We start from the raw sequence: 13,346 nt of genomic DNA, 5'->3' as shown, positions 1-13,346 counted from the left end.
TCGGTGGGCGTTTCGGTGTCACGGCTAAAATGGGTCAGCCGGGGAAGTTTTCCGGTGTCTTGGCAGCGGAGCGGGCCACGTGCGGCGAGATGACGTTGCGACGCACCAGGTCGGTCAGGTTGTGGTCGAGCGTTTGCATGCCCATGCTCATGCCGGTCTGGATCGCCGAGTACATCTGCGCGATCTTCGATTCGCGAATCAGGTTGCGGATGGCCGGCGTGCCCAGCATGATTTCGTGCGCGGCGACGCGACCGGCACCATCTTTGGTCTTGAGCAAGGTTTGCGAAATCACCGCCTGGAGCGATTCCGACAGCATCGCCCGGACCATTTCCTTTTCATCTCCGGGGAAGACATCAACGATACGGTCGATGGTCTTGGCCGCCGACGAGGTATGCAGCGTGCCGAACACCAGATGGCCGGTTTCCGCTGCCGACAAGGCCAGCCGGATGGTTTCCAGATCGCGCAACTCCCCGACCAGCACCACGTCCGGATCTTCCCGCAGCGCCGAACGCAGCGCCGCGCTGAAGCTATGTGTGTGCGGGCCGACTTCGCGCTGGTTGATCAGGCACTTCTTGGATTCATGGACGAATTCGATCGGGTCTTCGATGGTCAGGATGTGGGCGTATTCATTTTCATTGACGTGGTTCACCATCGCCGCGAGCGTGGTCGATTTGCCGGAACCGGTCGGGCCGGTCACGAGCACCAGGCCGCGTGGTTTGAGCGACAGTTCTGCAAAAATGCGTGGTGCATTGAGTTGGTCGAGGCTGAGGATCTTGGAAGGAATAGTCCGCAACACGGCCGCCGCACCGCGATCCTGGTTGAAGGCATTGACGCGAAAACGCGCCAGGCCAGGGATCGCAAAGGAAAAATCGACTTCGAGTTTTTCTTCGTAGGTCTTGCGTTGCCCATCATTCATGATGTCGTAGATCATCCCGTGCACATCCTTGTGCTCCAGCGGCGGCAAGTTGATGCGCCGCACATCGCCATGAACCCGGATCATCGGCGGCAAACCGGCGGACAGGTGCAGGTCGGAGGCGTTGTTCTTGACGGAGAAAGCAAGCAGTTCGGAGATGTCCATTTATAATCCTTGATCCTGCTGATTGGCCAGTCCGGAAGACGGTTGCGGATGGCGTTGAAACTGATGCATGCGCTGGTTAATTAAGTTTCTGCTAGACATCACTTTTGAGTACCAATTATGTCTGTAATCTCCGATAACTTGCAAGCTGTCCATGCGGCCATCGCCGCCGCCGCCCTGGCCGTGTCCCGTCCGCCACAGGCGGTGATGCTGCTGGCCGTCTCGAAAACCTTCGATGCCACTGTCGTGCTGGATGCCGCCGCAGCAGGGCAACGTGCCTTCGGCGAAAATTATCTGCAGGAAGCGCTCGACAAGATCGCGGCGGTGCACTTGGCGCAGCCTGAACTGAAGCTCGAATGGCATTTCATTGGCCCGATCCAGAGCAATAAAACCCGACCGATCTCCGAGTCATTCGACTGGGTGCATTCGGTCGAGCGCGAGAAAATTGCGCGCCGCTTGTCCGACCAGCGACCTGCCGACCTGCCGCCGCTCAACATTTGCCTGCAAGTCAATATCAGCGGCGAAGCCAGCAAGAGCGGCGTACCAGCCAGCGAGGCGCTGGTCGTCGCGCAGGCGATTGCCGCGATGCCACGACTATGTTTGCGTGGCTTGATGGCCATTCCGGAGCCGACCACCGTGGTGGCCGAGCAGCGTGCTGCATTTCGCCAGCTACACACACTATTTGAACAATGCCGCGCGGCCGGCCTGCCGATGGATACGCTATCGATGGGCATGTCATCGGATTTGCCGTCGGCGATTGCCGAAGGTGCCACCATCGTGCGGGTTGGTTCCGCGATTTTTGGAGCAAGAACCTATGCACACTGACGTCAAGCACACGGAATTAACCCTGAGTTTCATTGGCGGCGGCAACATGGCCAATGCCCTGATCGGCGGACTGCATGCGCGTCTCGGCGCGGCGGCAACCATACACGTGGTCGATCCGAATGCCGACGCGCTGAGCAAGCTCGCGCAGCAATTCGGTGTCAGCACGTCGACGCAGATGGATGCGTCGCTGGCCGCCAGCGCGGTGATCCTGCTGGCGGTCAAGCCGCAGCACATGAAAGAGGCGGCGTTGCAGCTGGCACCGCACCTGACGGATCAACTGGTGATCTCGATTGCAGCCGGTATCCGTTCGGCTGATTTATCGCGCTGGCTCGGTGGTCATGGAGCCATCGTGCGCTGCATGCCAAATACGCCGGCGCTGATTGCGCAGGGCATTACCGGGATGGTGGCCAGCGCCGGGGTTTCGGCTGAACAGCGCGCTATCGCTGATACGGTCTTGCAGGCGGTGGGTGCGACAGTCTGGCTCGATGACGAAGCACTGATTGATTCCGTCACAGCGGTATCGGGCAGCGGCCCGGCCTATGTCTTTTATTTTCTGGAAGCGATGCAGCAGGCTGCGCAGGAACTCGGCCTGACAGCAGAGCAGGGCAAGACGCTGGCGCTGTCCACCTTTGCCGGTGCCACGCAACTGGCGGCGCAATCGCCGGATCCGATCGCCGTGTTGCGTGAAAAAGTCACGTCCAAAGGCGGGACGACCTACGCCGCACTGACCAGCATGGAAAGCGCCGGCGTCAAGCAATCCATCATCACTGCAATGAAAGCCGCCGCTGATCGCGGCAAGGCGCTCGGTGACGAGTTGGGCGTGGACTGATGTCGACTCAGCCCAGCAGGTAGTCCAGCGCCACGCCGGCAAACAGCGCCGCGCCCAGCCAGTTGTTATGCCGGAATGCCGCGAAGCAGCCATCGCGCTGGCGTTCGCGGATTAGCCTGTAGTGATACACCGCGCAACCCGCAGCAACCACGACACCGCCGACAAACCAGCCGCGCAAGCCTTGCTCCCAGCCGACGGCCAGGAATAGCAGCAGGCTCGCTGCGTAGCAGAGCATGACAGCGGCAACGTCATAGCGGCCAAAGGTAATGGCCGAGGTGCGGATGCCGATTTTCAGATCGTCGTCGCGGTCGACCATCGCGTATTCGGTGTCGTAGGCGACGGCCCAGAACACATTGGCGATCAGCAGCACCCACGCTTCCGGCGGTACCGTGTTCAACACAGCGGCATACGCCATCGGTATCCCGAAGCCGAAGGCAATCCCGAGATACGCCTGCGGGATCGCAAAAAACCGCTTGAAGTACGGATAGCTGCCGGCGATCAGTACGGCGGCGATCGACAGTTGCCTGGTCAGTAGATTGAGCGGCAGTATCAGGGCAAAGGACAGCAGGACCAGTATCAGCGCGACGACCAGCGCCTCCCAGGAGCGGATCTTGCCGGTGGTCAGCGGACGCTGGGCAGTGCGCTTTACATGGCGGTCGATGTCACGGTCGGCATAGTCGTTGATCGCGCAACCTGCCGAGCGCATCAGCAGTGTCCCCAGCGTAAAAATACCCAGCAGCGACCAGTGCGGTGGGCCATCGGACGCCAGCCACAGGGCACACAGCGTCGGCCACAGCAACAGCAGGGTACCGATCGGTTTGTCGAGACGGACCAGCCGGAAGTAAAGCGCGAGGCGCTGGATGATAAGTTCCTTCATGGTTTTAGCCGTCGACGGCAGAAGCGTCCGGCAGCATCGACACGCCATGCAATTCGCAGCGCAGCACCGCCGCGCGGATGGCGTCGATCGCGGCCAGTCGGGTGAAGCTCTTGCGCCAGACGATGACGACGCGGCGTGACGGCACCGGCGGTGCCAGCGGCACGTAGCGCAACAGGCCATCGGCGGCTTGCATGTCGGGGACCGAGGCGCGCGGCAGGACGGTGATGCCGATCCCTGAGGCGACCATGTGGCGGATGGTTTCCAGCGACGAACCCTCGAAGGTGCGGGCAATCCCGTCATTGCCGGTCGCAAATCGTGACATCTCCGGACAGACTTCCAGTACCTGATCGCGGAAACAGTGGCCGCTTCCGAGCAGCAGCATGTTTTCGGTTTTCAGTTCTTCCGAGGAGATGAGGTCGCGACTGGCCCACGGATGATGGGCGGGCAGTGCGACGACAAACGGTTCGTCGTACAGCGCCTGGACCGACATGCCGCTGTCGTTGAACGGCAGCGCAATGATGGCGGCGTCGAGTTCGCCCTGGCGCACCATTTCCAGCAGCTTGACGGTAAATTGCTCTTGCAGGATCAGCGGCATTTGCGGCACGGTGGTGATCATGGTCTTGACCAGCGGCGGCAGCAGGTACGGTGCAATCGTGTAGATGATGCCTAGCCGGAACGGACCGGCCAGCGGGTCCTTGTTCTGCTTGGCGATTTCCTTGATCGCTGCGGTTTGCTCGAGCACGCGCTCGGCCTGGGCGACGATGAGTGCGCCCAGTGGTGTCATCGAAATTTCGCTGCCGCCGCGTTCAAAGATGATGACGCCGAGTTCGTCTTCGAGCTTTTTGATGGCGACCGATAAGGTTGGTTGGGCCACGAAGCAGGATTCGGCGGCGTGGCCGAAGTGTTTTTGGCGGGAGACGGCGACGATGTATTTGAGTTCGGTGAGGGTCATGGGTCGGTTCGGTTTTTGCGGTGATCGTGGATCACCGCAGCTAGCAACCAGGGTCAGAGTTTTTTTCGCAGGGGGTTCGCGAAAATTACTCTGACCCTGCTTGCGGGTTACGGAGTTCGGACTATTTAGTTGCTTTGCTGCTGTTGCCCGTTCAATCGTAGGGTGCAATAACCGCAGGGCATTGCACCGAATGCACTGTCTGCGGTAGCTGATTCTGGTTCCTGCTTCCGGCAGGTTTGGCGATGGCCGCGCGCCGCTGCTGGCAGCAACCAGGGTCAGAGTTTTTTTTCGCAGGCTTTATCGCGAAAATTACTCTGACCCTGGTTGCGGATTCGGAGCACTTGCCATCCAATTTCCCTGCTGCGGTTGCTTGCGTGGCTGCGTCTCCGTCATGACCTAGCCGGGGGCGGCCCGGCAGCCGGTTACTTCTTTTTGCTTCGCCAAAAAGAAGTAACCAAGAAAAAGGCGACCGCGAGACTGCTGCCCTTCGGGTTCCCAAAAACGTTAGCCAGTCAAGGGGAGGGTCGCAAACTCGCTTCGCTCAGACATGCGCCCCTCTTATCCCTTGCCTGACTACCGTTTTTGGCAGCTGTCTCAATGCGGAACAGGTCAAGATCAACGGCCAGGTCAACTTCAACTTCAACTTCAACTTCAACTTCAACTGCAATCCGTAGGGTGCAATAACCGCAGGGCATTGCACCGAATGCACCGGGCAACTGTCTCAATGCGCAACAGGTCAATCTCAACAGCCACTTCAACGCCAATCCCAGCGACTACCGCTCAGTAATATCCACCATAGTTTCTCACATCTCCCCGCAACTACACTTTCAGAAATTCTTCCTTCGCGCCCAGCCATCTCGCCAGATGCATTTCGACCGTCACCGGATCGTCACGCAGCAGGTCCATCGCCACGGTGCGTGCCTGTTCGACCAGCCATTGGTCGGTCTCCAGATCGGCGAAACGCAGCATCGCTTGCCCGGATTGCCGCGCACCAAGAAATTCGCCCGGTCCGCGAATCTGCAAGTCGCGTCGGGCGATTTCAAAGCCGTCCGTTGTTTCGCGCATTGTGCCAAGACGCTGCTTGGCGACTTGCCCCAGCGGGCTTTGATACAGCAGCAAACACACACTGGCGGCGCTGCCGCGTCCGACCCGGCCGCGCAGCTGGTGCAGCTGCGACAAGCCAAAACGCTCGGCATGTTCGATCACCATCAGCGAGGCGTTCGGGACGTCGACGCCGACTTCGATGACGGTGGTGGCTACCAGTACCTGAATCTCGGCGCGGGTGAAGGCGTCCATCACCGCCTGTTTTTCCTGCGGCTTCAGACGACCGTGGACCAGGCCGACCTGCAAGTCGGGCAGGGCCGCTGACAAGGTGGCATGGGTGTCGGTGGCGGTCTGCAATTGCAGGGCTTCGGATTCTTCGATCAGCGGACAGACCCAGTACGCCTGGCGGCCTTCGAGCGCGGCCACGTGCACGCGCTCGATCACCTCGTCGCGCCGGTTCTGGTCGATCACGCGCGTGACGATTGGCGTGCGGCCGGGTGGCAGTTCGTCGATCACCGAGACTTCGAGGTCAGCGTAATAAGTCATCGCCAGCGTGCGCGGAATCGGGGTCGCCGACATCATCAGCTGATGCGGCACGATCTGCGTCGGATCGAGCCCGTCGCTCAGTCCGAGGCCCTTGTTACGCAAGGTCAGGCGCTGGCCAACGCCAAAGCGATGCTGCTCATCAACGATCACCAGCCCGAGCCGGGCGAAGACGACATCGTCCTGAATCAACGCATGGGTGCCGATCACCAGTTGCGCGGTGCCGGATTCGATACGCTCTTTGGCAGCGAGCTTGGCCTTTTTTTTCAGGCTGCCGGTCAGCCAGACGACCTCGATGCCGAGCGGTTCCAGCCAGCCGGCGATCTTGCGGAAATGCTGGTCGGCGAGGATTTCGGTCGGTGCCATCAGTACCGCCTGGAAGCCGCTGTCAATCGCTTGCGCAGCAGCCAGCGCGGCGACCACGGTCTTGCCGCTGCCGACGTCGCCTTGCAGCAGACGCTGCATCGGAAACGGTGCCTGCAAGTCGTGGCGAATCTGGTCGAGCACGCGTTGCTGCGCGCCGGTCAGCGCAAACGGCAGCACGCGTTGGAACGCCAGTGACAGCGCGCCGATCACCGGCAGCGGCGCCGCACCTTTGGCGCGACGCGCGACCTGCGCACGCTTGAGCGACAACTGCTGCGCCAGCAATTCGTCGAACTTCATCCGCACCCAGGCCGGATGCGAGCGGTCTTCGAGCGCGCTGTCATCGACTTCCGGCGGCGGGTTGTGCAGCAGGCGCACCGCCGCTTCAAACGGCATCAGGTCGAGCGCTTCAAGCAACGCTGGCGAGAGCGTGTCGCGCCAGTTGATGCGCGCCATCGCACTCGTGATCGCCTTGCGCAAATAGGTTTGCGGCAAGCCGTCGCCACTAGGATAGACCGGCGTCAGCGCGACCGGCAGCGGCGCGCCTTCGAGCACCATCTTGTAGAGCGGATGGACCATCTCCGGTCCGAAAAAACCGTGGCGCAGTTCGCCCCGTGCGCGCACCCGGTTGCCCTCGGCCATTTGCTTGAGCTGGCTGCCGTAAAAATTCAGAAAGCGCAGCGTCACTTGCCCGGTCTCGTCGGCCAGCGTGACGACCAGCTGGCGGCGCGGCTTGTACTGGACTTCACAGGCCGTGATCAAGCCCTCGACCTGCACCGACTGGCCGCCCATGAACGACGCCTCGCGGATCAGCACGATACGGGTTTCGTCTTCGTAGCGCATCGGCAAATGCAGCACCAGATCCATGTCGGTGTGCAGGCCCAGTCGCGCCAGTTTGTTCTCGATTTTTTGGGCGGTGGTGGTGGGCTTGGCGGGCTTTCGCTTCGCGGCGGGCAGTTCAGGCGTCAAGAGAGTCGGCTCAGCGTAAAATGGCGGGTTGATTGCGAGTATGCAAATCCGCAACCTTAGCAGTTCCCGCCCTGATTCGTAACCAGTACACCACCAATCCCACGCATGTATTCACTTTCCGATTTTGATTTTGATTTGCCGCAATCATTGATTGCCCAACACCCGCTGGCCCAGCGTAGCGCCTCGCGCTTGTTGCAGCTCGACGGCGACGCACTCGTCGACCGGCAGTTCGCCGAACTCGTCGCGTTGCTCACTCCTGGTGACTTGCTGGTATTTAACGATACCCGCGTGCTGAAAGCCCGCTTTTTTGGCAACAAGCACAGCGGCGGCAAGGTCGAAGTGCTGGTCGAGCGCGTGCTCGATGCGCGCACCGTGCACGCGCAGATCCGCTCGTCGAAGTCGCCGGTGGCCGGCAGCATCGTGCGCCTCGCGGACGCGTTTGACGTGACCGTGGGTGCCCGCGCCGGCGAGTTTTTCACGCTGACCTTTCCGTCGGATGTGTTCGAGCTGATCGAGACCCACGGCCGCTTGCCGCTGCCGCCCTACATCGACCATGCTGCCGATGCCTTCGATGAAACCCGCTACCAGACCGTCTACGCGCGCACGCCGGGTGCGGTGGCGGCACCCACGGCCGGGCTGCATTTCGATCAGGCGCTGCTCGACAAGCTGACCGAACACGGCATCCATTTTGCCTTCGTCACGCTGCACGTCGGTGCCGGCACGTTCCAGCCGGTGCGTACCGAGGTGCTGGCCGAACATGCGATGCACAGCGAGTGGTACACGCTGCCAGCGGCGACCGTCGATGCGGTGCGGGCAACCCGTGCGGCCGGTCGCGACGTGGTCGCCGTTGGCACCACCAGTCTGCGTGCACTGGAGTCGGCCTCGCAAACGGGCGAACTGGTCGCCGGCAGTGCCGACACCCGCCTGTTCATCACGCCCGGTTACCGCTTCAAGACCGTGACGCGCCTGATCACCAATTTCCATTTACCCAAGTCGACCCTGCTGATGCTGGTTTCTGCCTTCGCCGGTTACGCCGCGATTCGCGCCGCGTATGCCCATGCGATTGCGCAGCAGTACCGCTTCTTCAGCTACGGCGACGCGATGTTCCTTACCTGTATCGATCATGATTGATTTCAAACTTTTAAAAACCGACGGCCATGCACGACGCGGCCGCATCACCCTCAACCATGGCGTGATCGAGACACCGATCTTCATGCCGGTCGGGACCTATGGTTCGGTCAAGGCGATGTCGCCGCTCGAACTGCTGGAGATCAATGCCCAGGTTGTGCTCGGCAACACCTTCCACTTGTGGCTGCGGCCCGGCATCGAGGTCATCGCCAAGTTTGGCGGGCTGCATAAATTCATGGGCTGGGACAAACCGATCCTGACGGATTCGGGTGGTTTTCAGGTGTTTTCGCTGGGCGCGATGCGCAAGATCAGCGAAGAGGGCGTGAAGTTTTCATCGCCGATCAATGGCGACAAACTGTTCCTGTCGCCGGAAATCTCGATGCAGATCCAGCGCGCCTTGAACTCCGATATCGTCATGCAGTTCGATGAATGCACGCCCTACGAAATCGATGGCCGTCCGGCCACGGATGCCGAAGCGGCTGCCTCGATGCGGATGTCATTGCGCTGGGCCAAGCGCTCGCACAACGAATTCGTGGAGGGCGAAAACCCGAATGCCTTGTTCGGGATTGTGCAGGGTGGCATGTTCGAGCACCTGCGCGACGAGTCGCTGGCCGGCTTGAATGAGATCGATTTTGGCGGCATCGCCATCGGTGGCCTGTCGGTCGGCGAGCCGAAAGAAGACATGATGCGGGTGCTGGCCCATGTTGGTCCGAAGCTCCCCGCCAACAAGCCGCATTACCTGATGGGCGTCGGTACGCCGGAAGATCTGGTCGCCGGTGTGGCCAACGGTATCGACATGTTCGATTGCGTGATGCCGACCCGCAATGCGCGCAATGGCTGGCTGTTCACGCGTTTCGGCGACATCAAGATCCGCAACGCCAAGCACAAGGACGATACCCGTCCGCTCGACGAGACCTGCAGCTGCTACGCCTGCCGCAATTTTTCGCGGGCTTACCTGCATCACCTGCAACGGACTGGCGAAATCCTCGGTGCGCGGATGAATACCGTGCATAACCTGCACTATTACCTGCAACTGATGCAGGACATGCGCGATGCGATCGACGCGGGCACGTTCGCTTCTTTCGTTGCGCTATTTCACGCAGAGCGCGCACGCGGCAGTTGAAGCGGGCAAAGCCGATGCTAGAATGCCGTTCAATTTACGAAACCTTTGGAGACCACCTTGTTCATTACCAACGCTTACGCGCAAAGCCCTCTGGATGGCCTCGGCCTGAGCAGCAACATGAGCAGCAACCTGACCAGTTTCTTGCCTATCATCCTGATGTTCGTCGTGCTGTATTTCCTGATGATTCGTCCGCAAATGAAGCGTCAGAAAGAACAGAAATCAATGATGGATGCGCTGGCCAAGGGCGATGAAGTCGTCACCTCCGGCGGGATCCTCGGCAAAGTGACCAAGGTCACCGACGCCTACCTGACCCTCGAGATCGCCGACGGCACCGAAGTACTGGTGCAAAAAGGCGCGGTCTCGACGCTGCTGCCAAAGGGCACGATCAAGTCGCTGTAAGTCTTTCGATGACGATGCCTGCGATGGCATCGTCATCGCACCGACCTGTTTCGGCGCCTGCCGCTTATCACCGAACGCATTCGAACGCCTAATCATGAATCGCTATCCTCTCTGGAAATACCTGATCATCGGTGTCGCGCTGATCTTCGGCGTCATCTACACCGTGCCGAACTTCTTTGGCGAATCCCCTGCCGTACAGATCAGCAGTGGCAAGGCCACCTTCAAGCTGGAAGCCGGCGCACTCGCGCGCGTACAGGACATCCTGGAAAAAGGTGGCTTGCCATCGACCGGCCTGTACTACGAAGTCACTGGCACGCAAGGCTCGGTCCGGGCCCGCTTTACCGATCCCGATACCCAGTTCAAGGCCAAGGCCCTGCTGGAAAAAGAACTCAATGCCGATCCAACGGACCCGACCTATCTGGTTGCGTTCAACTTGCTGCACAACACCCCGCAATGGCTGCAAAGCCTGCATGCCTTCCCGATGTACCTGGGACTGGACTTGCGTGGCGGTGTGCATTTTCTGTTGCAGGTCGATACCCGTGCCGTCCTCGCCAAGCGCCTGCAGGGATTGCAGAGCGGCGTGCGGACCGAGTTACGTGACAAAAATATCCGCCACTCCGGTATTAGCCGCAACGGCAATGCAATCGAAGTGGCGTACCGTGATGCCGCATCGCGTGATGCATCGAAGGAAATCCTCGCATCGCAAATGCCGGACATCCTGCTCACCGATGGCACCGACGCCGCCAATCCGAAGCTGATCATCACGCTCAAGGAAGCGGCGCTGAAAACCGCGCAGGATGATGCCGTCAACCAGAACATCGCCACCCTCGGTCGGCGCGTCAATGAACTCGGTGTGGCTGAGCCGATCATCCAGCGTCAGGGTGCGGACCGCATCGTCGTGCAGTTGCCGGGTGTGCAGGACGTCAGTCGTGCCAAGGACATCATCGGTCGTCAGGCTACGCTCGAAGTGCGCATGGTCGATGAAACCGTCTCGCGCGGCACCGAAGAAACCGCTGCCATCCCGTTTAATTCCGAACTGTTCAAGGTCGGCAAAGGCGTACCGGTCGTGCTGTACAAGGAGCCCATCATCACCGGCGACTACATCGCCAGCGCCAGCGCCAGTTTTGACCAGAACCAGCAACCTGCCGTCGGCATCGACCTCAATGGCGATGGCGGTCGCAAGATGCGCGACGCCACCCGTGGCAAGGTCGGCAAATCGATGGCTATCGTGCTGTTTGAAAAAGGCCGGGGCGAAGTCCTGACCGTGGCGACGATTCGTGACGAACTCGGCTCGCGTTTCCAGATCAGCGGCATGGGCTCACCTGAAGCGGCTGGCGATCTGTCATTGCTGTTGCGTGCCGGCTCGCTGGCCGCGCCGATGGACTTCGTCGAAGAACGCACGATCGGTCCGCAACTGGGTGCCGAGAATATCGCCAAAGGTTTCAATTCGACCAAATACGGTTTCGCTGCGATTGCCGTGTTCATGGTGATCTACTACATGCTGTTCGGTGTGTTCAGCGTGGTCGCGCTGTCGGTCAACCTGTTGCTGCTGGTGGCGCTGCTGTCGACACTGCAAGCGACACTGACCCTGCCGGGGATTGCTGCTATCGCATTGACACTTGGTATGGCGATCGATGCCAACGTGCTGATCAATGAACGTATTCGCGAAGAACTGCGTAACGGAAATTCTCCACAAGCGGCGATTTCGATCGGCTTCGATCGCGCCTGGGCCACCATTATTGACTCGAACGTGACGACGATGATTGCCGGTCTGGCTTTGCTGATCTTTGGTTCCGGGCCGATCCGCGGATTTGCTGTGGTCCATTGTCTCGGTATCCTGACCTCGATCTTTTCTTCCGTGTTTGTCTCGCGTGGCCTTGCCAACCTCTGGTACGGCCGTCAGAAAAAACTCACCAGCCTGTCGATCGGTACGATCTGGAAGCCGGAACCAGCAAAGAAGGAACTGTAATGGAATTATTTCGCATCAAAAAAACCATACCGTTCATGCGGCATGCGTTGGTCTTCAACGCGATCTCGGCAGTCACCTTCGTGCTGGCCGTGTTCTTCCTGTTCTATAACGGTCTGCATTTTTCGATCGAATTCAAGGGCGGTACGCTCATTGAAGTGAGCTACAAGAGCCCGGCCGATATCGAACAGGTGCGCAAGACCGTCGAGGGACTCGGTTATGCCGATAACCAGGTACAGAGTTTCGGCAGGGCCGAAGACGTGATGATTCGCTTGCCGTCGCAACCGGGTGTCAATACCGCCCAGCAAAGTGGCAAGGTGCTCGACGCGCTCAAACTGCGCAATGCCGATGTCGAACTTCGTCGTGTCGAATACGTCGGCCCGCAGGTCGGTGCGGAACTGGCGCAAAACGGTTTGACGGCGCTGGCGATGGTGATTGTCGGGATCATGATTTACCTGGCGATCCGCTTCGAATGGAAATACGCCGTCTCGGCCATTATCGCCAACCTGCATGACGTCATCATCATCCTGGGCTTCTTCGCATTCTTCCAGTGGGAGTTTTCGTTGACGGTGCTGGCCGCAGTGCTGGCGGTGCTGGGCTACTCGGTCAATGAATCGGTGGTGGTGTTCGACCGTATCCGCGAAAACTTCCGCATCCAGCGCAAGACCACGGTGGTCGAAGTGATCGACAGCGCGATCACCAGCACGATTTCGCGCACCGTCATCACGCACGGCTCGACGCAGATGATGGTGCTGGCCATGCTGTTGTTTGGTGGCCCGTCGCTGCATTATTTTGCGGTGGCGTTGACGATTGGTATTTGCTTCGGTATCTATTCGTCGGTATTCGTGGCTGCTGCGGTGGCAATGTGGCTTGGCGTGAAACGTGAAGACCTGATCAAGCCGATCAAGGAAAAAGATGAGACGGATGGTGCGGTGGTGTAAGTCGCTGTGGTGCTGATGCCGTAAAAAAGCCTTCCGGACAGTGGTGTCCGGAAGGCTTTTTTGTTGGAACAGCTGGCGTAATGTGCAGTGCGGCCTTGGTGCAATGCCCTTCGGTTATTGCACCCTACGCAAAAAATCGTCGACGGGGCGCGATGGCCTGGTGGGGTGCCGCCCGTACGGTGCAATAACCGAAGGGCATTGCACCGAATGCACCGACTGCGGTAGCTAATTCTGTATGCGCTTCGTCATGACCTAGCCGGGGGCGGCCCGGCAGCCGGTCACTTCTTTTTGCTTCGCCAAAAAGAAGTAACC

General features: G+C 59.9%; 11 protein-coding genes. 7 read left to right on the top strand and 4 right to left on the bottom strand.

The window, feature by feature from the left end; all coding sequences use genetic code 11:
* Positions 1-34: 34 nt before the first annotated feature.
* Positions 35-1,078, bottom strand: coding sequence for a type IV pilus twitching motility protein PilT (locus QN370_RS04265; protein WP_322126455.1), 1,044 nt, complete (start codon positions 1,076-1,078; stop codon positions 35-37).
* Positions 1,079-1,195: 117 nt separating this feature from the next.
* Between QN370_RS04265 and QN370_RS04260 the strand changes: the two genes are divergently transcribed.
* Positions 1,196-1,900, top strand: a complete 705-nt coding sequence (locus tag QN370_RS04260) for a YggS family pyridoxal phosphate-dependent enzyme (RefSeq protein ID WP_322126456.1) — start codon at positions 1,196-1,198, stop codon at positions 1,898-1,900.
* Positions 1,890-2,729: a pyrroline-5-carboxylate reductase gene (gene proC, locus QN370_RS04255; RefSeq protein ID WP_322126457.1), complete on the top strand. Its 840-nt coding sequence runs from the start codon at positions 1,890-1,892 to the stop codon at positions 2,727-2,729. The genes QN370_RS04260 and proC overlap by 11 nt, the downstream gene beginning before the upstream one ends.
* A 7-nt stretch (positions 2,730-2,736) precedes the next feature.
* On the opposite strand, the gene ubiA is transcribed toward proC, so the two are convergent.
* From ubiA to recG, 3 genes are all read right to left on the bottom strand, one after another.
* Entirely contained in the window at positions 2,737-3,591 is an 855-nt protein-coding gene (ubiA, locus tag QN370_RS04250; protein WP_322127211.1) for a 4-hydroxybenzoate octaprenyltransferase, read from the bottom strand.
* Between the two features lie 19 nt (positions 3,592-3,610).
* Positions 3,611-4,558 (bottom strand): LysR substrate-binding domain-containing protein, encoded by a 948-nt coding sequence (locus QN370_RS04245; protein ID WP_322126458.1) that lies wholly within the window; start codon positions 4,556-4,558, stop codon positions 3,611-3,613.
* A gap of 819 nt (positions 4,559-5,377) precedes the next feature.
* Positions 5,378-7,477, bottom strand: a complete 2,100-nt coding sequence (gene recG, locus QN370_RS04240) for an ATP-dependent DNA helicase RecG (RefSeq protein WP_416172114.1) — start codon at positions 7,475-7,477, stop codon at positions 5,378-5,380.
* A 105-nt stretch (positions 7,478-7,582) separates the two neighbouring features.
* Between recG and queA the strand changes: the two genes are divergently transcribed.
* The 5 genes from queA to secF all read left to right on the top strand — a co-directional run bounded on the left by queA (position 7,583) and on the right by secF (position 13,034).
* Positions 7,583-8,608, top strand: coding sequence for a tRNA preQ1(34) S-adenosylmethionine ribosyltransferase-isomerase QueA (queA, locus tag QN370_RS04235; protein WP_322126459.1), 1,026 nt, complete (start codon positions 7,583-7,585; stop codon positions 8,606-8,608).
* Complete coding sequence (tgt, locus tag QN370_RS04230; protein ID WP_322126460.1) at positions 8,601-9,728, top strand: tRNA guanosine(34) transglycosylase Tgt; 1,128 nt, start codon at positions 8,601-8,603, stop codon at positions 9,726-9,728. The genes queA and tgt overlap by 8 nt, the downstream gene beginning before the upstream one ends.
* A 117-nt stretch (positions 9,729-9,845) precedes the next feature.
* Positions 9,846-10,127, top strand: coding sequence for a preprotein translocase subunit YajC (gene yajC / locus QN370_RS04225; RefSeq protein ID WP_322127213.1), 282 nt, complete (start codon positions 9,846-9,848; stop codon positions 10,125-10,127).
* A 94-nt stretch (positions 10,128-10,221) separates the two neighbouring features.
* The gene (secD, locus tag QN370_RS04220; protein ID WP_322126461.1) at positions 10,222-12,096 is read left to right on the top strand and encodes a protein translocase subunit SecD; all 1,875 of its coding nucleotides are present in this window, start codon (positions 10,222-10,224) and stop codon (positions 12,094-12,096) included.
* On the top strand, positions 12,096-13,034 hold the full coding sequence (gene secF, locus QN370_RS04215) for a protein translocase subunit SecF (RefSeq protein WP_322126462.1): 939 nt from the start codon (positions 12,096-12,098) through the stop codon (positions 13,032-13,034). The genes secD and secF overlap by 1 nt, the downstream gene beginning before the upstream one ends.
* Positions 13,035-13,346: the final 312 nt, after the last annotated feature.

This window comes from Actimicrobium sp. CCI2.3 (assembly GCF_035019065.1).
Taxonomy (GTDB): Bacteria; Pseudomonadota; Gammaproteobacteria; order Burkholderiales; family Burkholderiaceae_D; genus Actimicrobium.
Note: the sequence above shows the minus strand (reverse complement) of the source record. Positions and strands in the feature narration are given on the sequence as shown.